At 56.9% G+C, this 26,460-nt stretch carries 24 protein-coding genes and 1 pseudogene; 12 read left to right on the top strand and 13 right to left on the bottom strand.

The features are described 5' to 3' along the window. Positions 1-44: 44 nt before the first annotated feature. The 3 genes from eptB to NUX24_RS17525 all read right to left on the bottom strand — a co-directional run bounded on the left by eptB (position 45) and on the right by NUX24_RS17525 (position 4,118). The gene (eptB, locus tag NUX24_RS17535; protein WP_047651726.1) at positions 45-1,739 is read right to left on the bottom strand and encodes a kdo(2)-lipid A phosphoethanolamine 7''-transferase; all 1,695 of its coding nucleotides are present in this window, start codon (positions 1,737-1,739) and stop codon (positions 45-47) included. Positions 1,740-1,978: 239 nt separating this feature from the next. Further along, on the bottom strand, positions 1,979-3,181 hold the full coding sequence (locus NUX24_RS17530; RefSeq protein WP_257833113.1) for an MFS transporter: 1,203 nt from the start codon (positions 3,179-3,181) through the stop codon (positions 1,979-1,981). A 238-nt stretch (positions 3,182-3,419) separates the two neighbouring features. Further along, positions 3,420-4,118 carry an autotransporter domain-containing protein gene (locus NUX24_RS17525; protein ID WP_126330531.1) on the bottom strand — a complete coding sequence of 233 codons (699 nt, stop codon included), beginning with the start codon at positions 4,116-4,118 and terminating at the stop codon, positions 3,420-3,422. 154 nt (positions 4,119-4,272) lie between these two features. On the opposite strand from NUX24_RS17525, the gene tag reads away from it, so the two are divergent. Together tag and NUX24_RS17515 are read left to right on the top strand one after the other, a co-directional pair. After that, positions 4,273-4,854, top strand: coding sequence for a DNA-3-methyladenine glycosylase I (gene tag / locus NUX24_RS17520; protein WP_029741572.1), 582 nt, complete (start codon positions 4,273-4,275; stop codon positions 4,852-4,854). Beyond that, positions 4,832-5,278 (top strand): N-acetyltransferase, encoded by a 447-nt coding sequence (locus NUX24_RS17515; RefSeq protein ID WP_032661790.1) that lies wholly within the window; start codon positions 4,832-4,834, stop codon positions 5,276-5,278. Before tag ends, NUX24_RS17515 begins: the two co-directional genes overlap by 23 nt. Here NUX24_RS17515 and NUX24_RS17510 read toward each other — a convergent pair. Beyond that, positions 5,241-7,520 carry a molybdopterin guanine dinucleotide-containing S/N-oxide reductase gene (locus NUX24_RS17510; protein ID WP_257833126.1) on the bottom strand — a complete coding sequence of 760 codons (2,280 nt, stop codon included), beginning with the start codon at positions 7,518-7,520 and terminating at the stop codon, positions 5,241-5,243. The genes NUX24_RS17515 and NUX24_RS17510 overlap by 38 nt on opposite strands. A gap of 211 nt (positions 7,521-7,731) precedes the next feature. Between NUX24_RS17510 and NUX24_RS17505 the strand changes: the two genes are divergently transcribed. From NUX24_RS17505 to ghrB, 6 genes are all read left to right on the top strand, one after another. Beyond that, the gene (locus tag NUX24_RS17505; protein ID WP_024909080.1) at positions 7,732-8,394 is read left to right on the top strand and encodes an OmpA family lipoprotein; all 663 of its coding nucleotides are present in this window, start codon (positions 7,732-7,734) and stop codon (positions 8,392-8,394) included. Between the two features lie 163 nt (positions 8,395-8,557). After that, a complete protein-coding gene (locus NUX24_RS17500) occupies positions 8,558-9,574 on the top strand; it encodes a LacI family DNA-binding transcriptional regulator (RefSeq protein WP_257833108.1) in 1,017 nt (338 codons plus the stop codon). 103 nt (positions 9,575-9,677) lie between these two features. Further along, positions 9,678-10,427 (top strand): sugar phosphate isomerase/epimerase, encoded by a 750-nt coding sequence (locus tag NUX24_RS17495; RefSeq protein WP_257833107.1) that lies wholly within the window; start codon positions 9,678-9,680, stop codon positions 10,425-10,427. A 3-nt stretch (positions 10,428-10,430) separates the two neighbouring features. After that, a complete protein-coding gene (locus NUX24_RS17490; protein WP_257833105.1) occupies positions 10,431-11,369 on the top strand; it encodes a sugar kinase in 939 nt (312 codons plus the stop codon). Between the two features lie 117 nt (positions 11,370-11,486). Continuing rightward, positions 11,487-12,767, top strand: coding sequence for an MFS transporter (locus NUX24_RS17485; RefSeq protein ID WP_023309951.1), 1,281 nt, complete (start codon positions 11,487-11,489; stop codon positions 12,765-12,767). 26 nt (positions 12,768-12,793) lie between these two features. Further along, entirely contained in the window at positions 12,794-13,768 is a 975-nt protein-coding gene (gene ghrB, locus NUX24_RS17480; protein ID WP_257833103.1) for a glyoxylate/hydroxypyruvate reductase GhrB, read from the top strand. Positions 13,769-13,826: 58 nt separating this feature from the next. On the opposite strand, the gene cspA is transcribed toward ghrB, so the two are convergent. Then, a complete protein-coding gene (gene cspA, locus NUX24_RS17475) occupies positions 13,827-14,039 on the bottom strand; it encodes an RNA chaperone/antiterminator CspA (protein WP_003860775.1) in 213 nt (70 codons plus the stop codon). Between the two features lie 247 nt (positions 14,040-14,286). Then, a complete protein-coding gene (locus tag NUX24_RS17470; RefSeq protein WP_047651743.1) occupies positions 14,287-14,997 on the bottom strand; it encodes a DUF3053 domain-containing protein in 711 nt (236 codons plus the stop codon). A 331-nt stretch (positions 14,998-15,328) separates the two neighbouring features. Here NUX24_RS17470 and NUX24_RS17465 point away from each other — a divergent pair, with 331 nt between their 5' ends. After that, the gene (locus tag NUX24_RS17465; RefSeq protein ID WP_029740975.1) at positions 15,329-15,616 is read left to right on the top strand and encodes an HTH-type transcriptional regulator; all 288 of its coding nucleotides are present in this window, start codon (positions 15,329-15,331) and stop codon (positions 15,614-15,616) included. Between the two features lie 39 nt (positions 15,617-15,655). On the opposite strand, the gene NUX24_RS17460 is transcribed toward NUX24_RS17465, so the two are convergent. Beyond that, complete coding sequence (locus NUX24_RS17460; protein ID WP_257833101.1) at positions 15,656-17,275, bottom strand: ABC-F family ATP-binding cassette domain-containing protein; 1,620 nt, start codon at positions 17,273-17,275, stop codon at positions 15,656-15,658. Positions 17,276-18,117: 842 nt separating this feature from the next. Here NUX24_RS17460 and NUX24_RS17455 point away from each other — a divergent pair. Further along, positions 18,118-18,258: pseudogene (locus NUX24_RS17455) on the top strand (hypothetical protein); the annotation flags it as partial. Then, a complete protein-coding gene (locus NUX24_RS17450) occupies positions 18,222-18,632 on the top strand; it encodes a hypothetical protein (protein ID WP_257833124.1) in 411 nt (136 codons plus the stop codon). The pseudogene NUX24_RS17455 and the gene NUX24_RS17450, both read left to right, overlap by 37 nt. A 93-nt stretch (positions 18,633-18,725) precedes the next feature. On the opposite strand, the gene glyS is transcribed toward NUX24_RS17450, so the two are convergent. The 3 genes from glyS to NUX24_RS17435 form a co-directional block, all read right to left on the bottom strand. Beyond that, positions 18,726-20,795, bottom strand: coding sequence for a glycine--tRNA ligase subunit beta (gene glyS, locus NUX24_RS17445; RefSeq protein WP_047743151.1), 2,070 nt, complete (start codon positions 20,793-20,795; stop codon positions 18,726-18,728). Positions 20,796-20,804: 9 nt separating this feature from the next. Next, a complete protein-coding gene (gene glyQ, locus NUX24_RS17440; RefSeq protein WP_126330506.1) occupies positions 20,805-21,740 on the bottom strand; it encodes a glycine--tRNA ligase subunit alpha in 936 nt (311 codons plus the stop codon). Positions 21,741-21,901: 161 nt separating this feature from the next. Then, the gene (locus NUX24_RS17435) at positions 21,902-22,207 is read right to left on the bottom strand and encodes a YsaB family lipoprotein (RefSeq protein ID WP_047651750.1); all 306 of its coding nucleotides are present in this window, start codon (positions 22,205-22,207) and stop codon (positions 21,902-21,904) included. A 183-nt stretch (positions 22,208-22,390) separates the two neighbouring features. On the opposite strand from NUX24_RS17435, the gene NUX24_RS17430 reads away from it, so the two are divergent. Further along, positions 22,391-23,386 (top strand): acyltransferase, encoded by a 996-nt coding sequence (locus tag NUX24_RS17430; protein WP_257833096.1) that lies wholly within the window; start codon positions 22,391-22,393, stop codon positions 23,384-23,386. Here the strand turns inward: NUX24_RS17430 and NUX24_RS17425 are convergent. The 3 genes from NUX24_RS17425 to xylB all read right to left on the bottom strand — a co-directional run bounded on the left by NUX24_RS17425 (position 23,379) and on the right by xylB (position 26,396). Next, complete coding sequence (locus NUX24_RS17425) at positions 23,379-24,299, bottom strand: GlxA family transcriptional regulator (RefSeq protein ID WP_257833094.1); 921 nt, start codon at positions 24,297-24,299, stop codon at positions 23,379-23,381. The genes NUX24_RS17430 and NUX24_RS17425 overlap by 8 nt on opposite strands. Continuing rightward, on the bottom strand, positions 24,299-24,838 hold the full coding sequence (locus NUX24_RS17420; RefSeq protein ID WP_257833092.1) for an isochorismatase family protein: 540 nt from the start codon (positions 24,836-24,838) through the stop codon (positions 24,299-24,301). Before NUX24_RS17420 ends, NUX24_RS17425 begins: the two co-directional genes overlap by 1 nt. Before the next feature lie 103 nt (positions 24,839-24,941). Continuing rightward, the gene (xylB, locus tag NUX24_RS17415; protein ID WP_257833091.1) at positions 24,942-26,396 is read right to left on the bottom strand and encodes a xylulokinase; all 1,455 of its coding nucleotides are present in this window, start codon (positions 26,394-26,396) and stop codon (positions 24,942-24,944) included. Between the last annotated feature and the right edge of the window lie 64 nt (positions 26,397-26,460).

The raw sequence follows: 26,460 nt of genomic DNA, 5'->3' as shown, positions 1-26,460 counted from the left end.
ATTTTCAAAAAGCCATTCAACTGGCGATATTCTCGCCAGGGCAGCTACTGCGCGGCTTTTACGCTGTTATCAGGGAGTTTACACCAGTTGTTGTTTTCGTTAATCCCACCGTTCGGTGAGGTATAGCCGAGACAGCCCATAATGGTGTCGTACAGCTCAACGTGACGACGCGGCACCTTCATCTCCGCCTCTTTTTTCAGCTGAGCAAACATCTTGGCCTTCTCCGGATTTTCAAGATACTTATCCGACATCCACATGATCATCGGCACGCGGAACTGCTCCGGCGGTGCCAGCTTGCGCGGCGTACCGTGCAGGTGCTCTTTCTCGTTGATGGATTCACCGTGGTCTGCCGCGTAAATCACAATCGCTTTTTTATCGCGCAGCTGGTCGATCACCCGACTCAGGAAGGTATCCACGTACAGCACCGAGTTATCGTAGGCATTGATCAGCTCCTGCTTGCTGCAGTCTTTATTAATGCCCACGCACTCAGGCTGCCACTTCGCGAAATCTCGCGTGTAGCGCTGGTAATAGCTGTAATGCGACCCTTTGGTATGCAGAATAACCAGATGCTTACCCTGCGGATGGTTCTTGAGGGATTGCGACATCTCTTCCAGCAGCAGCATATCGTCGACGTTTTTACCGCGGTTACGCGGCTCGGCGCCAATCTGCTCACGGTACGCGATGTTATCTGCCAGAGTATTGGTGTAGAACCACATCTCACTTTGCATGGCGAACAGGTCTGAGCTAAATCCAAGCTGCTTCAGCACGGCAAACACGTTCTGCTCTTTCAGCGTGCGCTGAGGGTTATCGCTTGCACCGCCTTCACGCACAAACATACAGCGCAGCGAAAGCTTCGTTGCGGTATCGCAGGAATAGCCCCTGTAAGCCACCAGGTTCTTTTCCTGCGCCAGCTTTGGCGTGGTATCCCGGTTATAGCCGAGAATACCCATATGATCCCATCGCGTCGTTTCGCCGATGACAAAGACGACGTACGTATCATCAATCCCGTCGGCTGGCGGCTGGTAGGTGAATTGTTTCGTTGGATTGATCAGCGATTTCACATCACTGGATTCGTCCGCCTGCGCCCAGGCATACAGACCTAACGCTGACAGCCAGTTAGACGGCAAATACGAGTTTGCCACCACGCCGCCATAGCTTGGCATATCCACGCCCGTCGCTTTTTCGACGCGTTTTTGCTGCGTTTCCATCAGGCGAATAGGCGCCCATACCAGCAGACCGGCCAGCAGGACGACGACGATATTGCGGATCCGCTGTCCACGGGTGCGCAGCTGGCGTAACAGCGTATAGCGGCACGTATTGCTCCAGATAAAGAACAGCGGGATCAGACAGGCTAAAACCGTCCAGACGATAAAGCCTTTCCCTACCACCTCTTTCGAGAGGTCGATATCCGTGGTCATCACCGAGGCAACGATACCGTAACCAATGACCACGTTCATAAAGGTCATGTAATAGCTTGCGGCGGCGGAAATAATCACCACCAGCGAGGCCAAAATTTGCCAGGTACGTCGGCCAAAAAGGGACAGCAGGCGTAAGAGGAAGAAGGTAGCGAGGACGGAGCCGAACACTTCAATGGCGGCAAAAATACCATTACTCACGGTAAGGTTTTCAAAATAACCTTCCACTCTCCTGAACAGTACCGCGCCATTCAGAAATAATCCGATATAGACAGCCAGCATCAGACACAATCTTTGCTGGGTAAGAGACCTAATGTATTTCATGCAAACAACCCTGGGGGAAGGGGTATAAAGACCCGTCGAATCTCAAAGAGAAAGCGGACAGAGTAAGTAAATGCGTAAGGAAGCGTTATGAGAAACGTCTACAAGCGCGGTAAGTAGACCACAGCGGGAGAGAAAAGTGGCAGCAGAGAGTGTGATCGGTGTAAATTTTTACAAAATATCGAAACGGGAAGCGTCTCGCATAAAGAAAAAAGAGGCCACAGAGGCCTCTTTCATACAGCTTACGCGTGCGCTTCTTTGAATACTTCGCGCTGCGGCTGGCGAATCGTGGTCGAGAGCGCCAGCGAGATAATCAGCAAGGCAAATATTACGCAGAAGGTCACGTAGAACCCGCCGAACAGGGAGGCAATCAGCGAGCCGCAGATGCTGCCGATCCCGAAGCCAAGATAGATAACGCCGTAGTTTTTCGCCAGATTGTTCAGGCCAAAGAACTCGCTCACCAGTGACGGGAAGACGGTAATGGTGCCGCCGAAGTTAAAGGCCACGCAGGCAATCGCCGCAAAGAAGGTGGCTTCATTCAGCGGAGCGAACAGCAGCGCCGCCATACCGACCAGCGAAACCACCTGCCCAATCGTAATCACACGGATGCGGGCAATTTTGTCAGACAGAATACCGAGCACCAGACGACCGGAGAGGTTGGCTATGGAGATGACCGTCACCGCATTCGCCGCCGTGGCGGCATCCAGCTTCACCATCCCCTGCGCGATATCCTTCGCCACGCCGATGACATAAAGACCGCTCATGCAGGCCGTCAGGAACATCACCGCCAGCATCCAGTATTGCGGTTTACGCATGGACTGCGCGAGAGTGAAGTCGTTCTCCACCACGCCGTTAACGGATTTGACCTCCTGCTGCGGCGCATCGGTCATCAGCGTGGCGCCGGACAGAATCATCACCAGCACGATTGCGCCCCAGATCATAAAGGTGTTTTCGAGGCCAACGGACGCCAGCAGATGGGAGTCGATAAATTTGAACCCGAGGCTGCCCAGGCCATAAGAGCCGATGGCGAACGCGGAGATTAAGCCTTTACGCTCCGGGAACCACTTCACGCAGTTCGACAGCGTCAGCAGATAACCTGCGCCATCGGCCAGACCCACCAGCACGCCGGCGCTCAGCCACAGCATCATCAGGTTGCTGGAGTGCGCCGTCAGGAAAAAGCCCAACCCCAGCAGAATGCCGGACGCCATGGTCACACGCTTCACGCCAAAACGCTCCTGCAGCTTGCCCGCGACCGAAGACGAAATCGCCAGACCCAGGCTCAGCAAACCAAAGGAGAACGCGACCTGGCTGACCGGCGCGCCGAGTTTGTCGGAAAGCGCGCTGTTAAACAGGCTCCAGGTATAGACCGACCCCAGCGCAAACTGGGTGACGATGGTGCCAAAGAGCGTGAGCCAGCGCGTGCGGTTATAAGATGATGTGTTCATGGCAGTTGTCCTGCAAGAGAAATTAAGGAAGTTCGCTGAGGACAACGATAAACAAAACCTTAAAACGCCTGGGGTAAAACGGCATGAAATGCAGGCGGAACGGAATGAAATGCCTGGAATCGGGAATGAATGGCCTGGCCCAGGAATAAAGCGACAGCGTGTTAGTATCTGCTATCGCTGTATAGCCCGTGGTTGTTGTATTCGAGATGTTATCGTAACGTTTAAAAAAGTAACAACTCTAGAAATTTGCGCTAACGCCGAGGGTGTATAAAAACTCCTCACCGGTGGTGGAGTGCTCCCCTTGAGCCAGCGACGCATAGGCCGCCACGTGCGTATTAAAGGGAATATCCGTTCCCACGGTGACGTCCATCCAGCTACCGTTTTGGGCAGGGGCTGGCGTTTGCGGCATGCCAAACTGCGATTTCCACTGGTTTTCACCAAACTGCTGGTTATAGCTAATCTGCGCCCATGGCCGGAGATCGCCATACTGGGTATTCACGCGCCACCCCAGCGTGCTGACGCTGGCATGCCAGAGCGGGTCGATGATTGCCTGCGTCGACGCGCTATCACCAAACTCGTTGATCATCATGGGAGCCGTGCCGTCGTAGCGCCACGCCACTACCGGGCCGGTGGTGATACGCGCTGAAACCGGAAAATTCCAGCCCACGCTCATCGCCCCCTCCGTCGCACTGCCAGACGGTATATTCAGGGCAAGACCCGGCGCATTTTGTGAAGACTGAATGCGCTCAGCCAAAATATCCTCATAACGCGGTTGGTGATCCGCGTCCCATGTATAGCGTTCCGCCGTATTATTTTGGGCGTCTGAAACGATATATTCCTGTTGCCAGGCAGACGCTGTATTACAAAAAAACAGGCAGGCAGAAATCCCCACCAGGCCAGAAGCAGCATGGCGACCACTGATTTTTTTTATCATCATCAACGCGACCCCAGAGAGAGCCGAATTCGGCGATATTTGTCGTTATTCAGGAAGAGCTTATAGCCCTTGTATTAACTATTGTCTTTATAGTAAACACGTCAAGCCAGTCAGAACGAAATATTTGCGAAATCAGTATCACTAAGGGAGATGACGGATGGAACGTTGCGGTTGGGTGAGCCAGGATCAGCTTTATATCGATTATCACGATCGGGAATGGGGCGTACCGGAAACGGATGGCAAAAAACTCTTTGAGATGATCTGCCTGGAGGGCCAGCAGGCGGGGTTGTCATGGATTACGGTGCTGAAGAAACGCGAAAACTACCGCAACGCCTTCCATCAGTTCGATCCTGTCGCCGTCGCCGCGATGACCGATGAAGACGTGGAACGACTGGTGCAGGACGCCGGCATCATCCGCCATCGCGGTAAGATCCAGGCCATCATCGGTAACGCACGCGCTTACCTGGCGATGGAACAAAACGGCGAATCGTTCTCAGATTTTGTCTGGACGTTTGTGAACAACGATCCGCAGGTCACCCGGGCCGCCACGCTCGCGGAAATCCCGGCCTCTACCCCGGCCTCGGATGCGCTCTCGAAGGCCCTGAAAAAACGCGGCTTTAAGTTTGTCGGCTCCACCATCTGCTACGCCTTTATGCAGGCCTGTGGCCTGGTCAACGACCACGTTACCGGCTGCTTCTGTCATCCGGGAGGCCATCATGATCCGCAAATGGCAAAGTGAGAATACCGCGCCGCTTTTGAGCCTGTGGCTTGAAAGCACCACGGAAGCGCATCCGTTTATCGAGCCGGGTTACTGGAAAGAGAACGAGGCCATGGTGCGGGACGTTTATCTGCCGTCGGCGGAAACCTGGGTCTGGGAACAGGATGGCGAGCCATACGGATTTATCAGCGTGATGCAGTCTCAGTTTGTCGGCGCGCTGTTTGTCGCACCATCATGCATCGGGAAAGGCATCGGGCGCGCGCTGCTGAACCATGTTCAACAGCGCTTCCCGCATTTAACCCTGGAGGTATATCAGAAAAATGTGCGGGCGGTGAATTTCTACCATGCTCAGGGCTTTCGCATTGAAGACAGCGCCTGGCAGGATGACACCCAGCACCCGACGTGGATCATGAGCTGGCAGGCGGATCAAACGCCGTTAAGGTAAGCTCGGGGCCTTGATATTTCTCTACCCAGGCCAGCGCCGTGTTCCCTGCGCAGCCATTCCCCAGCTTCGAGCTGGGGAGATCTTTGGTCAGCACGTTAACCGCCCCGTTTTTACAGATCCCTCCCTCGGCGGGCTCAAGGTCGGGCCATGCGCCCTGATGAATGCAGATCACGCCCGGTTTAATTCCGTCGCTCACTACCGCCCCTGCCAGCACCTGCCCGCGCGAGTTCCAGACGCGCACCACGTCGCCGTCCGCAATCCCGCGCGCTTTCGCATCGAGGGTATTCAGCGTGATCGGCTCTCGCCCGGCGACCGCATACTGCTCCCGCAGAGACGTATAGTTAAGCTGGCTATGCAGACGGTGCGCGGGATGCGCAGACAACACCTGCAGCTGATCCGGCTGGGCGTTGCCGTGCCATTCGTCCGGCTCGAGCCACATAGGGTGTGGCGGGCAGTCGGCATAGCCAAAGCTGGCGATGCGCTCGCTGTGGATCACGATCTTTCCGCTCTCGGTTTTCAGCGGGTGGTTCTCCGGGTCGCGGCGGAAATCGGCGAAACGGACAAACTTCGCGTTCTGTTCGCTCTCCGGCATCTCGACGATCTGGTTCGCTTCCCAGAACTCGGCAAATGGCGGAAGCGTCACGCCCTGCGCCGCGCCGCGCTGGCCGGCAATCTGGTAGAAGCTCTCCAGCCATTGCAGATCGCTTTTCCCTTCGGTAAAACGCTCGCGGCCGCCCGCTTCCCAGAGCTCGCTCAGTTCAGCAAACACGTCAAAATCATCACGTGCTTCGTCTCGCGGGGCGACAACGCGCTTCATCGGGACCATATGCTGGTTGCTGTAGTCGCCGGTCATGGTGAGATCGTTACGCTCAAACGAGGTGGTCGCCGGGAGCACGATGTCGGCATGCTTAGCCGAACCGGTCCAGAAGCACTCGGAAATCACCACCAGCTCCGGCTTTTGCCAGGCGCGGATCAGGCGGTTGGTATCCTGATGGTGCGTGAAGTTCGATCCGCCCGCCCACCAGACAAATTTAATGTCCGGGAAGTGGCGGTCCAGGCCGTTGTGCTGATAAAACCCGCCGGGGTTTTCCAGAGCTTCAACGATCCGCGCCACCGGAATTTTATCTACCGCATCCACGCCGCCCTGCACCGAGCCTTGCAAAGACGCCAGCACCGCCGCTTTACGCGTCGGGTTACCGCCGTTCGCGAAGTGATAGGAGAGACCAAAACCGCCGCCCGGCGTGCCGATCTGCCCAAGCATCGCGGCAAGGGTCACCAGCATCCAGTGTTTTTGCTCACCAAACTGCTGACGCTGCATTCCCCAGCCGGACATCAACATCGTGGTATTTTTATGAAACAACGCCGCCAGTTCGCGGATTTTCTCCGCAGGTACGCCGCAAATATCTGCCGCCCACTCTGCCGTTTTTGCTACCCCATCGGATTGGCCCGTCAGGTAGTCGGCAAATTTATCGAAGCCGGTGGTACAGCGCGTCAGGAATTCAACATCGTGCCAGCCGTTTTCTACCAGCGTATGGGCAATCCCCAGCATCATCGCCACGTCGGTGCCCATATGCGGGGCAATCCACTCGGCGCTGTCGCCGAAGAAATCCATGGTTTCAGAGCGCATCGGGTCAATGCAGATGATGCGCTTGCCGCTTTTGCGCAGCGCGTCGAAATACCCGATGCCCTGCTCGTCGCTGGCGTTCCAGGCAATTTTCAGCGTGTTGAGGGGGTTAGCGCTCCAGAGCACCACCACGTCGGTATGTGCCAGCACCAGCGGCCAGCTGGTCTGCTGCTGGTACACTTCGTTCCCTCCCACGACGTACGGCATGATCGCCTGCGCCGCGCCGGTGGAGTAATCCCCGAGATGGCCGGTATAGCCTCCCGCCAGGCTCATGTAGCGCTGCAGCAGCGTTGAGGCCTTGTGCAGCACGCCGTTAGAACGCCAGCCGTAGGAGCCGGCAAAAATGGACGACGGACCGTAAGTGTCGCGAATGCGCTTATGCTGGGCGTGGATCAGCGCCAGCGCGTCATCCCAGCTCACGCGAACAAACTCATCCTGACCGCGGATCCCCTGCGGCTTGTCCGGCGAGGCCAAAAAACCTTTACGCACCATCGGCCAGCGCACGCGCGTTTTGCTGTGCACCTGATCGCGAACGACGGTCTGTAACGAGTTGGGATGTTGGGTTGGCAGTGCCCCGCGGGACGACAGAACATTTTCGCCATCGGTTTCGACCAGCATCGGCCCCCAGTGGGCGGCGGTCAGAATGGTTTTCGTTGAGGTGCTCAAGCGTGCGCTCCTGGTTGCGTGCAGGTTTACGGCCTTCTTGTTGAGGCAGTTTATGGTTTGTCACAAATTTCAGAGTTATACCCGGAATTTTCTCCGTATCTGGACGTCATAATCAACTGCCACGCTCGCCGTGGCAAAGAATAAAAAGGATTAAGGAAAGAAGATGAAAAAACGCGTACTCGTTATTGCCGCTCTGGTGAGCGGTGCACTAGCTGTTTCTGGCTGCACAACTAACCCTTACACCGGTGAGCGTGAAGCGGGTAAATCCGGCATTGGCGCAGGTATCGGCTCGCTGGTCGGCGCAGGCGTGGGGGCACTCTCCTCCTCCAAGAAAGACCGCGGTAAAGGCGCGCTGATTGGCGCAGCGGCGGGTGCGGCACTGGGCGGCGGCGTTGGCTATTACATGGACGTGCAGGAAGCGAAGCTTCGCGACAAAATGAAGGGAACCGGCGTGAGCGTGACGCGCAGCGGCGATAACATCATCCTGAATATGCCGAACAACGTGACCTTCGACAGCAGCAGCGCAACGCTGAAACCCGCAGGTGCGAACACCCTTACCGGCGTGGCGATGGTACTGAAAGAGTACAACAAGACCGCCGTGAACGTGATGGGCTACACCGACAGCACCGGCAGCCAGGATCTGAACATGCGTCTGTCCCAGCAGCGCGCCGACGCCGTGGCCAGCTCGCTGATCACCCAGGGCGTTGAAGCGAACCGCATCCGCACCAGCGGCATGGGCCCTGCCAACCCTATCGCCAGTAACAGCACGGCGGAAGGCAAAGCGCAGAACCGCCGCGTAGAGATTACGTTAAGCCCAATTCAGTAGGTAAAAGCAAAACGGCAACGCTCGTTGCCGTTTTTAGTGGTTGCACCCTCTCCCGTGGGAGAGGGGCGGGGTGAGGGCATTAGACCGCACACCACGGTATGAACCACTTGCCATCGTTGATTTTCCCGTTAAGGTATTCTCACTAAATTCAGGGAAATCAGCGATGAGCAAACCAGCCCGGGCCACCATCAGCGACGTGGCGAAAGCCGCCAAAACCGGTAAAACCAGCATTTCGCGCTACCTTAACGGCGAGAAACACCTGCTGTCCGACGCATTGCTGGCGCGTATTGAACAGGCCATTGCCGAACTCGACTACCGTCCCAGCCTCATGGCGCGGGGGCTCAAACGCGGCCGCACCCGCCTTATCGGGCTAATCATCGCCGATATCACCAACCCCTATTCCGTTAACGTGCTCAGCGGTATTGAAGCCGCCTGTCGCGAGAAAGGTTTCACGCCGCTGGTCTGTAATACCAACAACGAAGTCGACCAGGAGCTGCATTACCTCGATCTGCTGCGCAGCTATCAGGTCGAAGGGATCGTGGTGAACGCGGTGGGCATGCGGGAAGAGGGTTTAAACCGCCTGCAGCAGTCCTCTCTGCCTATGGTCCTCATCGACCGTAAAATCCCGGAATTTGCCTGCGATGTGGTCGGGCTGGATAACACCCAGGCCGCCACGACCGCCACCGAACATCTGATCGAACAGGGCTTCGAGGCCATTCTGTTTCTGAGTGAACCGCTAGGGATGGTCAATACCCGTCGCGAGCGCCTCAGCGCATTTCGCGCCACGCTGGAGCGATATCCCGGCGTGATCGCCGAAAATGCCGAAACGCCGCTTCACGAAGCCGACCAGCTCGACAACACCCTGCGCCAGTTCCACACGCGCCATCGCGGGATGCGCAAAGCCGTTATCTCCGCCAACGGGGCACTGACGCTTCAGGTCGCCCGCTCGCTCAAGCGCATTGGCCTGCACTGGGGCAGCGATATCGGTCTGCTGGGGTTTGATGAACTGGAGTGGGCGGAGCTGGCGGGCGTCGGCATTACTACCCTCAAACAACCCACCTGGCAGATTGGTTATGCTGCTGTTGAACAAGTGGTTCGTCGCATTGAAGGCACCAGCGATGCCGTTCGCGAGCAGGTCTTCTCCGGAGAGCTGATCGTTCGCGGCTCCACGGCGCGTTAATTTTCCCTTGTGATACCGATCATAAATTCGACATCCTGACCTTTTCTTTGGAACCGGTTCCATCTAGCGTAATAGTATTGATATGTTGCGATGGAGTCCGAAGATGGGCAGGAAAATTATGGTGGTCACCGCCGCGTACGGTGCGGAACAGGTGCGACAGGCAGGCGGCCAGCGGGCAATGCTTCCCGTTATTGCAGGCGCGGGGGCAGACGGCGTGGAGATCCGCCGGGAACTGTTCAGCAGCGAAGAGCTGCTGACGCTGCCTGCGCTGGGCGAATCCATTGAGCTGCTGGGCCTGCTGGCGTGCTACTCCGCCCCCGCCGCCCTGTTTATGCCCGACGGCACCCTCAACCCGGACCTGACCCGCTATCTCTCTGAGGCCAGCACCCTGAACGCCCTGTGGCTGAAGGTTTCCCTGGGCCATTTCCGCGATGTGCAGCCTCTCGACAGCCTGCGTAGCCTGCTGAACGCAAGCGGCATGGCGCTGGTCGTGGAGAACGATCAGACCGACTGCGGCCAGCTCGCGCCCATGCAGCGCTTCCAGGCCGCCTGTCGGGAAATGGCTTTACCCATCACGCTGACCTTCGACATGGGCAACTGGCTGTGGGTCGGTGACTCCCCCGAAGAGGCCGCCCGTCGCCTTGCCCCTGCGGTGAGCTATATCCACGTGAAAGCCGCCGTGCCGCATAAAGATAACTTCCGCGCCGTGGCGCCGGACCACGCTGATGCGCGCTGGCTGGATCTGCTCGGCCAGCTGCCTGCCGATGCCCCGCGCGGTATCGAGTTCCCGCTGGAAGGGACGGATTTAACCGCCGTTACCCGCCATTACGTCAACCTGCTGCGCGAGGAGTAAACCATGCACAAGACGCTGGATGTCATCACGATCGGCGAGGCCATGGCGATGTTCGTCGCCACCGAAACGGGCGAGCTGAGCGCGGTAGAGCACTTTATCAAACGCGTCGCAGGCGCAGAGCTGAACGTCGCGACCGGCCTGGCGCGCCTTGGCCTGAACGTCGGCTGGGTCAGCCGCGTGGGGGACGACAGCTTTGGCCATTTCGTTCTCGATTCGCTGAAAAAAGAGGGGATTGATTCCGCAGGCGTCACCCTCGACGGACGCTTCCCTACCGGCTTTCAGCTTAAATCCAAGGTCGAAAATGGAACCGATCCCATCGTGGAGTATTTCCGCAAAGGATCGGCCGCAAGCCACCTCTCAGTGGCGGATTACCACGCCGACTATTTTGCCTCCGCTCGCCATCTGCACCTGAGCGGCGTGGCGGCAGCGCTGTCCGCCAGCTCGTATGAACTGCTGGCTCACGCGGCAGCCACGCTGAAAGCCCAGGGAAAAACGATCTCTTTCGATCCGAACCTGCGCCCGGTGCTGTGGAAAAGCGAAGCGGAAATGGTCGAGAAGCTGAACCGTCTGGCGTTCCAGGCTGACTGGGTTCTGCCGGGCCTGAAAGAAGGGATGATTCTGACCGGCGAAAGCACGCCGGAAGGCATTGCCGATTTCTACCTGAATAAAGGGGTAAAAGCTGTGGTGCTGAAGACCGGCGCCGATGGTGCATGGTTTAAGACGGCCGACGGCCAACAGGGCGCGGTCGCAGCGGTCAGGGTTGAGAACGTGGTCGACACCGTCGGCGCGGGCGACGGTTTTGCCGTGGGCGTCATTAGCGCCCTGCTGGAAGGCAAAACGCTGTCGCAGGCCGTGGCGCGGGGCAACAAGATTGGCTCGCTGGCCATTCAGGTGCAGGGCGACAGCGAAGGATTACCCACGCGAGCAGAGCTCGGCGTTTAACTTCCCTCTCCCTGTGAGAGAGGGCCAGGGTGAGGGCAGCAAGCCACACCAAATAATTAAGCCACCGTGTACCCTACAGACAACGGCGGTAACAACCTCAACAACAGAGGCAAGCCTATGAACAGTTCGACCAATGCAGTAAAACGCTGGTGGTACATCATGCCAATCGTGTTTATCACGTACAGCCTGGCGTACCTTGACCGTGCCAACTTCAGCTTCGCGTCCGCAGCGGGGATCACCGAGGACCTCGGCATCACCAAAGGTATCTCCTCCCTGCTCGGTGCCCTTTTCTTCCTGGGCTATTTCTTCTTCCAGATCCCCGGCGCGATTTATGCGGAACGCCGCAGCGTGCGTAAGCTGATCTTCGTCTGTCTGATCTTGTGGGGTGCCTGCGCGTCACTGACCGGCGTGGTGAACAATATTCCTGCCCTGGCCGCCATTCGCTTTATCCTCGGCGTCGTTGAGGCGGCGGTCATGCCGGCGATGCTGATTTACATCAGCAACTGGTTTACCAAATCTGAACGCTCGCGCGCGAATACCTTCCTGATCCTCGGTAACCCGGTCACGGTGCTGTGGATGTCGGTGGTGTCTGGCTACCTGATCCAGTCCTTCGGCTGGCGCGAGATGTTTATCATCGAAGGGGTTCCGGCAGTGATCTGGGCATTCTGCTGGTGGGTACTGGTAAAAGATAAACCTGCCCAGGCGAAATGGCTTTCCGAAGACGAAAAAGCGGCGCTGCAGGCGCAGCTGGATAAAGAACAGCAAGGTCTGAAGGCGGTACGCAACTACGGTGAAGCCTTCCGCTCGCGCAACGTGATCCTGCTCTGCGCGCAGTACTTTACCTGGAGCATTGGCGTGTACGGCTTTGTGCTGTGGCTGCCGTCGATTATCCGCAGCGGCGGCGAAAACCTCGGCATGGTCGAAGTAGGCTGGCTGTCATCCGTACCATATCTGGCGGCAACCATCGCCATGATCGTCGTCTCCTGGGCATCGGACAAGCTGCAGAACCGAAAATTGTTTGTCTGGCCGCTGCTGCTGATCGCTGCTTTTGCCTTTATCGGCTCGTGGGCCGTGGGTGCAAATCACTTCTGGGCCTCTTATACCCTGCTGGTGGTCGCCGGTGCCGCAATGTATGCCCCGTATGGTCCGTTCTTTGCCATCATCCCGGAAATGCTGCCGCGTAACGTCGCGGGTGGCGCGATGGCACTGATTAACAGTATGGGTGCGCTTGGGTCGTTCTGCGGCTCATGGTTCGTCGGCTACCTGAACGGTGCCACCGGCAGCCCGTCCGCATCGTACATCTTTATGGGGGTGGCGCTTTTCGCCTCCGTGTGGCTTACTCTGATTGTTAAGCCTGCTAATAATCAACAGCATCCTGTTGGCGCACGCCACGCCTGAACCCTTAAAAATCAACGGAGATTAGCATGAAGCCGTCCGTCATTTTGTACAAAGCACTGCCGGAAGATCTGCAGAAACGCCTTGAAGAACACTTCACCGTCACGCAGGTGAAGAACCTGAGCCCGGAAACCGTGGCGCAGCACGCCGAAGCGTTCGCCAGCGCCGAAGGCCTGCTGGGTTCAAGCGAGAAAGTGGATGTCGCCCTGCTGGAGAAAATGCCGAAGCTTCGTGCTACCTCTACCGTTTCCGTGGGTTACGACAACTTCGACGTGGATGCCCTTAACGCCCGCAAGATCCTGCTGATGCATACCCCACATGCCCTGACGGAAACCGTGGCCGATACGCTGATGGCGCTGATGCTCACCACGGCCCGTCGCGTGGTGGAAGTGGCTGAGCGCGTCAAAGCGGGCGAATGGACAAAAAGCATTGGACCGGACTGGTTCGGTGTGGACGTTCACGGCAAGACGCTGGGCATTGTCGGTATGGGTCGTATCGGGCTGGCGCTGGCGCAGCGCGCGCATTTTGGTTTTAACATGCCGATTCTGTATAACGCGCGTCGCCATCACGGTGAAGCCGAAGAACGCTTCAACGCCCGTTACTGCGAGCTGGATACTCTGCTGCAGGAAGCCGATTTTGTTTGTCTGGTTCTGCCGCTGACGGACGAAACGCGTCATCTGATTGGCAAATCCGCATTTGAAAAAATGAAGAAATCCGCCATTTTCATCAACGCGGGTCGTGGCCCGGTGGTGGATGAGAAGGCGCTGATTGAGGCCCTTAAAAACGGTCAGATCCATGCCGCAGGTCTGGACGTGTTTGAGCAGGAGCCGCTGCCGTTGGATTCCCCGCTGCTGACAATGCCAAACGTCGTTGCCCTGCCCCACATCGGCTCCGCCACCCATGAGACGCGCTACAACATGGCGGCCACTGCGGTCGATAATCTCATCGCCGCTCTTAGCGGAAAGGTGGAGATAAACTGCGTGAACCCGCAGGTGCAACGATAGAAACGAAAAAACCCGCCAGGAGGCGGGTTTTTGAATTTTGTGCTACTGGGTTGGAAGCTTACAGGCTTACAACGTTACCAGCTGCTGGGCCTTTAGCGCCGCTTTCGATGGTGAAGGAAACTTTCTGACCTTCGTCCAGAGATTTGTAGCCATCGTTCTGGATAGCAGAGAAGTGTACGAACACATCTTTAGAGCCATCGTCAGGAGTGATGAAGCCGAAACCCTTATCAGCGTTGAACCATTTTACCAGACCAGTCATTTTAGCAGACATAGAAATTACCTTATTAACAAATATATTGTGCCTTCCGGCTTGATGGATTGCGTTACAGATTTTTAAGCGATGAAGGAAGGGTCACTACGAAGGGTATCTATGGATAACAATCTGGACTGCTTTACTAAACTGCTTTAGGTCTGTGTAACAAACCGACGGGGATAGTTATACCGATGTGGTAGATGAATGACAAGCGTTATTTTCGATATGCATAAAAAAACCCCGCCAGAAGCGGGTTTTTTTTGGTTTATTCTGTGGCCGTGACTGCGGCACTCCAGGCCTGGCTAAAGGCCTGATGCTGGGAGGCTAGCGGCCCAATCAGCGTATTGTACTGGCTTGCCTGCTGCGAGGTCGGGAACTGAATGCCGTTGGCAACAAAGCTCACCTGAGTTTCCTGCTGGGCGATAAAGTCACCCACCTGAACCAGCTGCTGCGTGAAGATTTGCGCGGCCGGAATCAGCGGTTGCAGCGCTTCAGACGGTTTCGTCACCACTTTCTCATACACTTTGTCGAAGACAGGTTTGAGATCGTCGCCCTGCTTCAGCGCAGAACGTGACGCGTCAGCCTGCATTTTCGCATTCTGCAACTGCTGGCTCAGTACGCCAAGCGCACCGTTGGACTGGCGAAGCGGTTCGCGCTGAGTCATATAATCCTGCGGAACGCGAATGGCGTTCACGCTATCCACTACCGGGCGGATACCGGAATCCATCGCCTGGCTCACCTGCTGTGAATAACCATAAAGAATGGCGTAATCGGACACGAAGGGGCCAAACTGTTTTTTCTGATCCGCAGTCAGCGTCGGCAACCGCTCGCCGCTGCGCATCACTGTATTCTGCAGAAAATCGATAAACGCTTTGCGCTGATCGCCTTCTTTATCAAAACACCCACTCAGGCTAACAACCATCAACAACGCCGCAATAGGCGCAAACCAGCGAGAGCAGGACTTTCCTGTCGCCATTTTATTACTCCTTTCACCCAAAAAAGCGCACACCGGCACACGCGTGCCCGACGCTGACAAGGATAGTCCAGGTCAGCCTTGCAAGATACTCTTTTCATGCAAAACGGCTATTGCCGATTTATTTCTTACCATTTACAAAAAAATACCTGCCGAAGCCGACATATGACTAATCAGGTAATTAGCATAACTATCCATATCGCTGAATCGCGTAAAGCGATCGTTATCGCACGATTAATCACACCCGTAACGATCCTGGGTTCGTATTAGGGACTATTCTTAACTGGCTCTCTGATGTTCTTGATCACGATGTGAGATTTAAGAGGAGTCCTCAATGGAATATAAAGATCCTGAGTTTGAGCTGCTGAGCAGCCTGGAACAGATCATTTTTAAAGACGTACCGCAGGCGATTACCCTGCAACAAAAATCCAATCCCTTTACAGAATACGAGCAATTGCGCAAAGGGACAGGACTGAAAACAGAAGAATTCGCCAGAGCGATGGGTGTCAGCGTGGCTATGGTGCAGGAGTGGGAGTCAAAACGTGAGAAACCCACCCCAACCGAGTTAAGGCTGATGCGCCTGATTCAGGCCAACCCTGCACTCAGCAAACAGATAGCGTAGTGAAGATTGAATGCCCCCGCCTCTGCGGGGGCTTGTGTTTTAAAGGCTCTCGCAACGCCAGCCCGCCTCTTCCCATACCCACTCATGCGTTAACGTTAAACCTCTTAAAAAAGCCTCGTCGTGTGATACCACCAGCAGCGCGCCGGGGAAACCGGCCAGTGCCGCTTCAATGGCCTGGACTGAGGCCAAATCCAGATGGTTGGTAGGTTCATCCAGCAGCAAAAGCTGCGTAGCCTCCGCGCGCCACAGCACGCAGGCCAGCGCGGCCTTAAGACGCTCGCCGCCGCTGAGCTCCGCCAGCGGGAGCGTAACTTTGTCAGCACCCAGTTGAAGCTGCGCCAGACGGGTTCGCAATACCCCTTCTTCCAGAGGCGTATGACTCAGGTTGAGATGCGTCATGACCGACTGCGAAAGATCGAGCCGGGAAAGATGTTGGTCAAGATAAGCGCAGCTGACTGAAACCCTACAGGTACCCGAACGGGGAGCAATCTCGCCGAGGATGGTTTTTAACAGCGTCGATTTTCCGCAGCCGTTCGGTCCCTTTAACGCCACGCGCATCGGTCCGTCCATCCGCCAGTTGAGCGGAGGAACAGGCACATGCGGCAGCACCAGATCCTCCAGCACCAGTACCTGCTTCCCGTCCGGGATCTGACTCCCCGGCAGGGTGAACATTACCGGGTTATCTTCTTCAACGCGTTCACGCGCCTTGCTTACCGCGGCGTTCAGGGCTTCATTTTGCTCGCTGTGCTGTTTTTTCCAGGAGCCGATCCGCTCCTTTGCCGCGCCTTTATATTTGACCCGCTCGAACGACGCGATATTCAGGGTATCGACGGTCCGCAATGTCTTTGCCGAACGCCGCTGGCTGTCATCATGCTCTTTTTGCATGCGTGCCCGAGTGCGTTTGCGCTCGGTTGCAGCATGTTCCAGCGCCGCGCGGGCCGCCTGCTGTTCGGCATCGCGCTGGGTTTGATAATCCGCATAATTCCCGCCGTAGCTGCGCAGACCCGAGGCGCTCAGCTCAAGGATACGCGGCACCTGCTCAAGCAGCTCGCGGTCATGGGAAGCCACCAGCACGCCGCCCTGAAAACGGCTGAGCTGGTCGTAAAACCACGCCCGGCCCTGTCGATCCAGATGGTTAGTGGGTTCGTCCAGCAGCATGAAATCCGCCTCAGCCGTAAACGCCCCGCACAGCAGGGCGCGAACGCGCTCGCCGCCGCTGAGTTCAGCGGCAGGTTTATCCGGGTCAAACGGCGGGAGATTCGCATTGATAAACGCCTCGCTCAGGCGCTCGGCGACATCCCAGCGGCCGTCGAGCGTGTCCAGATCGTCAGGCTGGTAATTGCCGCTGTCGATGCGCTTACGCGCCGCAAAAATAGCGTCATACCTGAGCAGTTCAGCAAGCGTCGTCTGCGGCGAAATGACGTGCTGCTGCGCCACCCAGGCATGCGAGCCAAAGCGTTCAATATGACCAGAAGCCGGTTCTTCCAGCCCCGCCAGCATACGCAGCAGACGCGTTTTCCCGCTGCCGTTGCGGCCAACCAGCGCGCACAGGGAGGGTTCCAGCGTGAGATTCAGCGGACCAAAAAGTGTATCGCCCGTCGGAAACTGACAGGTGACCTGATGCAAAATAAAAGAAGGGGACTGCGCAAAATGAGCCATAAGCACTCCTGAATGAAATCAAAACATCCCCTGCCGACGCGGTGGCGTTTAGCAAGGATCGAAATTCATCAGTCGTGTTTGTTCATTTTTGGGGGGCACTCCAGCGCGAGAAAGTTAACGCGTTAAGGATAGCGGTAATGTGTTGAAGGTTTCAAGGTTAAATTTTGGGCGATTTGTACTCCCTCTCCCTTTGGGCTGAGGGATCCCCACCAAATATTGTCTGCACTGACGGCCCCCTCTCCCTTGAGGGAGAGGGCTGGGGTGAGGGGAAGCATACGGCTCTGGTGGTCATTCCGTTCACTTTATGTTCCTTGCTACTCTGTAAAGACAATACCCGTGAACATGCCAGGGTGGCTCAGTCGCCACCACCCTGGCTACCCGGGCTCCCGGCGGTAAATCGCCGCTACGCGGTACCTTCGGCTTATTCCTTCCGGCTTATCGGGGACGGGCGGAGGTAACATCCCTGTAAAGCCCGCCCTCTCGGCGCATCCATGCGCCTCGCCCCGGCCTGCAGGAAACGCCTCGGCGATTTACAGCCGGACCATAGCGTCGCTGTAAGACCTCTGCCCGCAGTATGCTTTTCATTGCGGTAATTTTGCGAGTCTCTTTCCAGAAATGGTAATATCCTCAGTGGCATAGCTCAAATCTATTGCCGCCTGTTTTGATGAGCAGTAAGTTCTCTTTGCACCTGCAAAATCAGGTGCCGGGTTTAGCATCCTGGCTTATCTTATCGGCGGCACATTATGTGCAGCATGCTTTGCTACATCTCAATGGTGGGCTGAGCAGGGGCATCGAAAGATGCGCCGGTATCCGATAAGGCCGGTAATGCTAACTCTGTTCAGTCCACCACCAGCGAAGTTAGCATTTCCGGTGGTGGAAGCTTTATCACTTATCGGAGGCTGCCAATATGGCTACTACCCCAACCCAAGCTCATTCTTTATTCACCCTGCCCTTCAACCACGCCACCGACTTCACCGAACTAGCGGATAACTGCGAACGTTTTACCGACGCACTGGTAGATTGCGAAGAACCCGCCCCAAAAATGGCGCTTTACGGCAGACTTTATGCCTGTCTGAATCTTCTGCAACCCACGCTTCTGGAACCTGTTCCGGACGCTTTAAAAGCCAGACTGACCGTGAAGGAACTCCCGTCACGCGTTCCGTCTTTCGAACCCGAATGCGATCAGCTGGGGCGCTACTGTCAGGAGCTTACGCAGATGCTGATGAACGGCTCACTGCCGCGACAATCTGAAATCGTTATGGAAGATTTGCTGTGCGAGCTGGTCAGCTACTTTGCCGATACGCTGAAGGCACCGCGCTGGCTACAGACAGACGAAGGCACAATCGCGATCGGCTAAACCTGCCGGATGGCGCTGCGCTTATCCGGCCTACAAAAGACCCATAAAAAAACCCGCCGAAGCGGGTTTTTAGCATTTGTAACAGCGGGCCCATTACTGCAGCAGCGAAATATCCGCCACGCGCAGGAACAGCTCGCGCAGTTTATCGAGCATAGAGAGACGGTTAATACGCAGCTCTTTATCTTCTACGTTCACCATCACTTTCTCGAAGAAGGCGTCGATCACGTCACGCAGCTCGGCCAGCTCCACCAGCGCTTCCTGGTAGCGACCTTCTGCGAAGTACGGCTCGAGCTTGTCGCGCAGCACCACAACCTGCATCGCCAGAGCAATCTCTTCCGGCTCTTTCAGGGTCGCGGCGTTCACACGCTCGTTCAGCGTCTCGTCGGATTTCGCCAGAATGTTGGATACACGCTTGTTGGCCGCGGCCAGGGCAGATGCCGCTTCCAGCGTACGGAAGTGGGAAACCGCCTTCATACGCGCATCGAAATCAGCCGGACGGGTTGGACGACGCGCCAGCACCGCCTGAATGGTGTCAACGGTGTAACCTTCGTCCTGATACCACGCGCGGAAACGACCGAGCATGAAGTCGATCACGTCATCCACAACGTTCGCGTTAGTCAGCTTGTCGCCGTACAGACGCACCGCTTCTTCGGTCAGGGTCTGCAGATCGAGGTTCAGGTTCTTCTCAACGATGATACGCAGCACGCCGAGCGCAGCACGACGCAGCGCAAACGGGTCTTTGTCGCCTTTCGGATGCTGGCCGATACCAAAGATACCCGCCAGGGTGTCCATCTTATCGGCGATCGCCACGGCGCAGGCAACCGGGTTAGACGGCAGTTCGTCACCCGCAAAGCGCGGCTGATACTGCTCGTTCAGGGCGACGGCTACATCTTCCGCTTCGCCATCGTGACGCGCGTAGTGCATGCCCATCACGCCCTGGGTGTCGGTAAATTCGAACACCATGTTGGTCATCAGGTCGCACTTGGACAGCAGGCCCGCGCGAGTCGCGTGGTTGACGTCCGCACCGATTTCACGGGCAATCCAGCCGGACAGCTCCGCAATACGGTCGGTCTTGTCGCGCAGCGTACCCAGCTGCTGCTGGAACAGCACGGTCTGCAGGCGCGGGAGGTTATCTTCCAGACGCTTTTTACGGTCGGTGTTGAAGAAGAACTCTGCATCCGCCAGGCGCGGACGAACGACTTTCTCGTTACCGGAGATAATCTGGATCGGATCTTTCGATTCGATGTTTGCCACGAAGATGAAGTTTGGCAGCAGCTTGCCGTCGTTGGCGTAAACCGGGAAGTACTTCTGGTCACCTTTCATGGTGTACACCAGCGCTTCAGCCGGAACGGCGAGGAATTTCTCTTCGAACTTCGCCGTCAGCACAACCGGCCATTCCACCAGAGAGGTCACTTCTTCCAGCAGGCTGTCGCTCAGGTCTGCGTTACCGCCAATCTGGCGCGCCGCTTCTTCAGCATCCGCTTTAATTTTGGCTTTACGCTGCTCGTAGTCGGCAATAACCTTACCGCGCTCCAGCAGGATCTGCGGGTACTGGTCAGCATTGTCGATGGTGAACTCAGGCTCACCCATGAAGCGGTGGCCGCGGATCACGCGATCGGACGCCACGCCCAGAATGGTCGCCGGGATAACGGTATCGCCCAGCAGCAGGGTCACGGTGTGAACCGGACGCACGAAGTGCACGTCGGACGCGCCCCAGCGCATCAGCTTAGGAATCGGCAGCTTCGCCAGAGACGTGGCAATCATGTCCGGCAGCAGCGCTTCCGCGCTTTCGCCTTTCACGTGCGCACGATACAGCAGCCACTCGCCTTTATCCGTGGTCAGACGCTCGGCCTGATCGACGGTGATGCCGCAACCGCGCGCCCAGCCTTCAGCCGCTTTGCTCGGCTTGCCTTCCGCGTCAAACGCCTGGGCAATCGCCGGGCCACGTTTTTCGACTTCGCGATCCGGCTGAGACGCCGCCAGGTTAGCCACTTTCAGCGCCAGACGGCGCGGTGCGGCAAACCACTCAATTTTACCGTGTGCCAGGCCAGCGTTATCCAGCTCGGCGGTCACGTTCGCAGCGAAAGATTCAGCCAGGCTGCGCAGGGCTTTTGGTGGCAGCTCTTCGGTGCCGATTTCCACCAGGAAAGTTTTCTCAGACATGGCCGCCTCTTATTCGTTTTCTTTGATGTCTTCTGACTTCAACTTGTTGCACATCGGGAAGCCAAGGGCTTCACGGGACGCATAGTAAGCTTCTGCAACGGCTTTGGTCAGGGTACGAATACGCAGAATGTAGCGCTGACGTTCAGTCACGGAGATGGCTTTGCGGGCGTCCAGCAGGTTGAAGCTGTGGGCGGCCTTCAGAATACGCTCGTAGGCAGGCAGCGGCAGCGGAGTCTCCAGCGCCAGCAGCTGCTGCGCTTCTTTCTCATACTGCTCGAAGCAGGTGAACAGGAAGTCCACGTCCGCGTATTCGAAGTTATAGGTGGATTGCTCCACTTCGTTCTGATGGAACACGTCGCCGTAGGTGGTTTTACCCAGCGGGCCGTCGCTCCAGACCAGGTCGTAAACGCTGTCTACGCCCTGAATGTACATCGCCAGACGTTCCAGACCGTAGGTGATTTCACCAGTGATTGGCTTACATTCCAGACCGCCAACCTGCTGGAAGTAAGTGAACTGGGTCACTTCCATGCCGTTCAGCCACACTTCCCAACCCAGACCCCAGGCACCCAGCGTTGGGTTTTCCCAGTTATCTTCCACGAAGCGAATGTCGTGGATGGTTGGATCCATACCCAGCTCTTTCAGCGACCCGAGGTACAGTTCCTGAATGTTGTCGGGTGATGGCTTAATCACCACCTGGAACTGATAGTAATGCTGCAGACGGTTCGGGTTCTCACCGTAACGACCATCGGTCGGACGACGGGAAGGCTGCACATACGCGGTCGCCATTGGCTCTGGCCCCAACGCGCGCAGGCTGGTCATCGGGTGTGAAGTGCCGGCGCCGACTTCCATGTCCAAAGGTTGAACAATGGTACAGCCCTGACGAGCCCAGTAATCCTGTAAGGTCAGGATCAGGCCCTGGAAGGTCTTGGTATCAAACTTTTGCATAGTATTTCGTGCTGGATACGTGTGGTTTTAAATGGAAGGGACCAGTATACCCGCTGGCTGCAAGATATACAGTACGAAACGGGGTTGTTTAGGGAAAATTGGGGAAATAAGCCTTCCGGCCAGAACGCTGACGGCGTCTGGCTGTTGATTATACGAGCAGGCTAGCGCATAGAGAGGTGTAAAAACTGACCGTCCGCATCAAACGAGCAGACAAAGCCCTCTTTGCGCGACGTATGCCCCCGCAGCTCGTAGCTTCCCTGAAAACGCTCAAACCCGGTGACATCAATTTTCTGTACGTCAGAGTTATAGCGGCGAGCGGCCCGATCTTTACAGAGCGCTTCCATATTCAGTGAACGTTCCGGGCTCATTTTACCCTGCTGCGCTTTCTGCACAGGTGCTTCTTGCGGTGCGCTGCATCCCGCCAGGATCGCCAGCAGAAAGAGTGACGCCACACGCTTCATCATCATTTTTTTTACCGCCCTGGTCAGTGGCTGTTATTTTTAGTATCAAAGCTTTTATAGATTACGGTCCGGCATTCTGCGAATCTCGCGGCCTCCCTACAAGCCTGCGGAATAAAACTCAGAATTTTCCAAGCGAAGACTTTTGGACAATGGCAGTCACACTCAATTTACAGGGAATACGAGGAACTGATGCAGTCAAAAATTAACTGGATTGATAACCTGCGAGGAGTAGCGTGCCTGATGGTGGTCATGATCCACACGACGACCTGGTACGTCACGAATGCCCACAGCATCAGCCCCGTTAACTGGGATATCGCCAATATTCTCAACTCTGCGTCACGCGTCAGCGTGCCGCTGTTCTTTATGATTTCCGGCTTTCTCTTTTTTGGCGAACGCAGCGCGCAGCCGCGGCACTTCATTCGCATCGCGGCCTGTCTGGGGTTCTACAGCGCCGTTGCCCTGCTCTATATCGCGCTGTTCACCTCCATTAACGCCGGGCTATCGCTGAAATACGTGCTGCAAAAACCGGTGTTCTACCACCTGTGGTTCTTCTTCGCCATTATCGTTATCTATCTGGTCTCCCCGCTCATCCAGGTAAAAAACGTCAGCGGTAAAATGCTTCTGGCCCTGATGGTGGTGATTGGCATCATCGCCAACCCGAATACGGTTTCGCAAAAAATCGACGGATTTGAGTGGTTGCCGGTGAACCTTTATATCAATGGCGATACTTTTTACTACGTGCTTTACGGCATGCTGGGGCGCGCCATCGGGATGATGGACACGCAAAAACGCGGTCTGAACTGGCTCTGCGGGGCGCTGTTTATCGCTGGGGTGGCGGTGATTTCACGCGGGACGCTGCACGAGCTGCAGTGGCGCGGCAATTTTGCCGATACCTGGTATCTCTATTGCGGGCCGATGGTCTTTATCTGTGCCGTTTCGCTGCTCACGCTCGCCAAAAATACCCTGAACGCGCGTCCCCTGCCCGTGCTGAGCCTTATCTCGCGGCACTCTCTCGGGATTTACGGTTTTCACGCGCTGGTGATCCACGCGCTGCGCACGAGAGGCGTTGAGCTAAAAAGCTGGCCGGTGCTGGATATGGTCTGGATTTTTGCCGCCACGCTGGCGATCAGCCTGCTGCTGTCGATGCTGCTGCAAAAAATAGACGTTCGCCGCTTCGTCAGTTAACGCTGCGCTGCCGGGCGCGATGGTACTGGCGCGGGGAAGAAAACCCCGCCGCCAGTGAAGCCTGCTCAACGCCGTGCCCCTGCAATAGCCACTGCTCCGCCACCGCCAGACGCAGCTGTTCCAGATAATCGCGAACGCTAATCCCTAAATGTGACTGGAAAAGCCGGGTGAGATGACGCGGGCTGACGTGCGCCAGTGCGGCAATGTCAGGCAAGCTCCACGTTTTTTGCGGCTCGGCGGTGAGCGCATCCTGCGCCCGATGGATCGCCGGATGAAGATGATTGCGGTAGCGCAGCCACGGGGATAGCTGGGGATCGTCACCGGAACGGCGGAACCAGACCACCATCTCACGCGCTACGGTCAGCGCCTTTTCGGGGCCGCACAGGCGGTTAATCATATGCAGCGCCAGATCGATGCCTGACGTGATCCCCGCGCTGGTCCAGATGTTCTCATCCTGCACAAATATGCGGTTTTCTTTAATCGTCGCCGTGGGCGCCGCAGTGCGTAGACGGCTTATAACGTCATGGTGAGTTGTGCACTGTTTGTTATCCAGCAGGCCCGATTTCGCCGCCAGTAAGGCCCCTGAACAGACGCACATCACGGTGATTTCCTGGCGCTGGATCTGCGGCTGCAGGCGCATCAGCCAGTGCTGGATCTTCTGCGCCTGTGGCGTTGAGAACTGACTGCGGGAGTCGCTCACACCCGGCAGCACCAGCAGGCTGCCTTCCGGGAGACGATCCGGCAGCGGCTGGATGCCGCTCATCGTCAGGCCAATGGACGTCGGAACCTCCGGCTGCGGGCCAATGTAATGCAGGCGAAACGCGTCGCCTGCCAGCACAAAGGTTTCTGCCGGGCCGGTCATGTCTAATGACAGCACCCCGGGCAACATCACGAACCAGACGTCGATGCGCATTACAATGACTCCAGCGTCTCCGCTACCGTTTTAATCTCGGCAAAACGCCCGGCCAGAACCGTCTCGGTACGATGGCGAATTTCCGCTGCGCTAAGGGTAATGCCCTTGTACGTCATGGGAAACGTTAGCGTTGCCTCACTAACAAAGGTCACAGCATAACCCAGATCGGATGCCACCCGGGCGGTGGTTTCACAGCATTGTTCAGTGCGAATGCCGCAGATAATCAGCTGGTTGATATCACGCTCGCGCAGCCAGCGGTCAAGCCCGGTATCCGTGAAGGCATTATGGACGTGTTTCTGGAAAACCACATCCGGCTGATGACGCAAAAAGGCCATCGGTTTGACATAGCCGCTTTCGAGGGTGAAGGGGCCGTCTTCATCCACGTGAAAAATATCAACGACCGGAATATTGCGCGCCTGGCAGCCTTCAATCAGCCCCAGCATCGCCTGCTGAAAGGCAGGAATTTCGTCCTCCTGCCAGTAATTGCGTTGATGGAAGGACTGCTGAGTATCGATGTTGATTAATGCAATACGTGACATGATAAATCTCCTCGCCAGTGGGTGTGACACCATACTGGCAAGGAAATGAAGGCACGCACAGACCAAAAAAGGACATCCTCGTGCCACTCCCGGACAAGCGTATTTACGACATCAGCGGCAGCAGCTGCTGGTAGATTTTGCGGAACACATCACGCCTTTCCGCGTACCGCGCATGGCGCCCCGCGTCAGGTACGTGCGCCTGTTCAAGCGTAAGCTGCGGCAACAGTTGCGAAAGCGGTTGTTCCGGATGAATGGCTATCTGCGCCAGGCGCGCGGCACCGAGCGCGGGCCCGACATCCCCGCCGGTACGGAAATCCAGCTGCAAACCGCTGATATCCGACAGCATCTGTCGCCAGTAAGGGCTTCGCGCACCGCCGCCAATCAGGGTGACGCTCGTCGGTTTCAGGCCGCAGTCGTGCACCACGTCCATCCCGTCGGCCAGCGCATACCCCACGCCTTCCAGAACCGCGCGCGCCAGTTCTGCCGGGCCATGTTGATGAGTTAAGCCAAAGAACACCCCTTTCGCTTCCGGGTTGTTGTGCGGCGTACGCTCGCCGGAAAGATACGGTAAAAACCAGACGGTACCCGCAGCCTCATCCGCCTGCTGCGCCGCAGAAATGAGCGCCGGAACGTCGTCCATGCCGGTGAGTTTTGCCGCCCAGTCCAGGCAGGACGCCGCACTGAGCATTACCGACATCAAATGCCATTTCCCGGGAAGGGCATGACAGAAGCTGTGCACAGCGCTTTCAGGATTACTGCGATACCCGTCGCTGACGGCAAAATAGACGCCGGACGTTCCCAGCGACAGCATCGCCTGGCCCGCCTCAACCATGCCAACGCCCACGGCGCCCGCCGCGTTGTCACCGCCCCCGGCCACCACCGGTACGGCAGGCATATTCCAGCGTTCCGCAAAGGCTGGCAGCAGTGTGCCTGTCACCTCACAGCCTTCGTACAGCGCGGGCATATGTTCCCGGGTCAGATAGCAGGCATCCAGCATCGCCTCGCTCCAGTCGCGTTTCGCCACGTCAAGCCACATGGTGCCCGCGGCATCGGACATGTCGCTGGCGAAATCGCCCGTCATGCGAAAACGCAGATAGTCTTTCGGCAGCAGGACTTTCGCCACCTGACGGAAAATCTCCGGTTCGTGGCGCTGCACCCACAGCAATTTGGGCGCAGTAAAACCGGGCATCATCAGGTTGCCGGTAATCTCGCGGGAGGCAGGTACGCGCGCCTCAAGAAGCGCGCACTCTTCCGCACAGCGGCCATCGTTCCAGAGGATCGCAGGGCGCAGCACGCGATGCTGGCTGTCGAGCAGCGTAGCGCCGTGCATTTGCCCGGCAATCCCCAGCGCTTTCACGTCACGCAGGCTGTGCTGCTCCCCTAAAGCTTTGATTGCGCGATCCGTCGCCTGCCACCACTGCTCCGGATCCTGCTCCGACCACAGCGGATGCGGACGTGAAACCTGCAGCGTTTCCGTCTGCGTTGCTAACACGTCGCCCTGCTCGCTCAACAGGATGGCTTTCACACCCGATGTGCCAAGATCGATCCCGATATACATTACGGTGACTCCTTTAACAGAAATGCCCGGTGGCGCTAACGCTTACCGGGCCTACGTGCATCTT

This window comes from Enterobacter sp. HG048, assembly GCF_024702055.1.
GTDB classification, from domain to species: domain Bacteria; phylum Pseudomonadota; class Gammaproteobacteria; order Enterobacterales; family Enterobacteriaceae; genus Enterobacter; species Enterobacter dykesii.
Note: the sequence above shows the minus strand (reverse complement) of the source record. Positions and strands in the feature narration are given on the sequence as shown.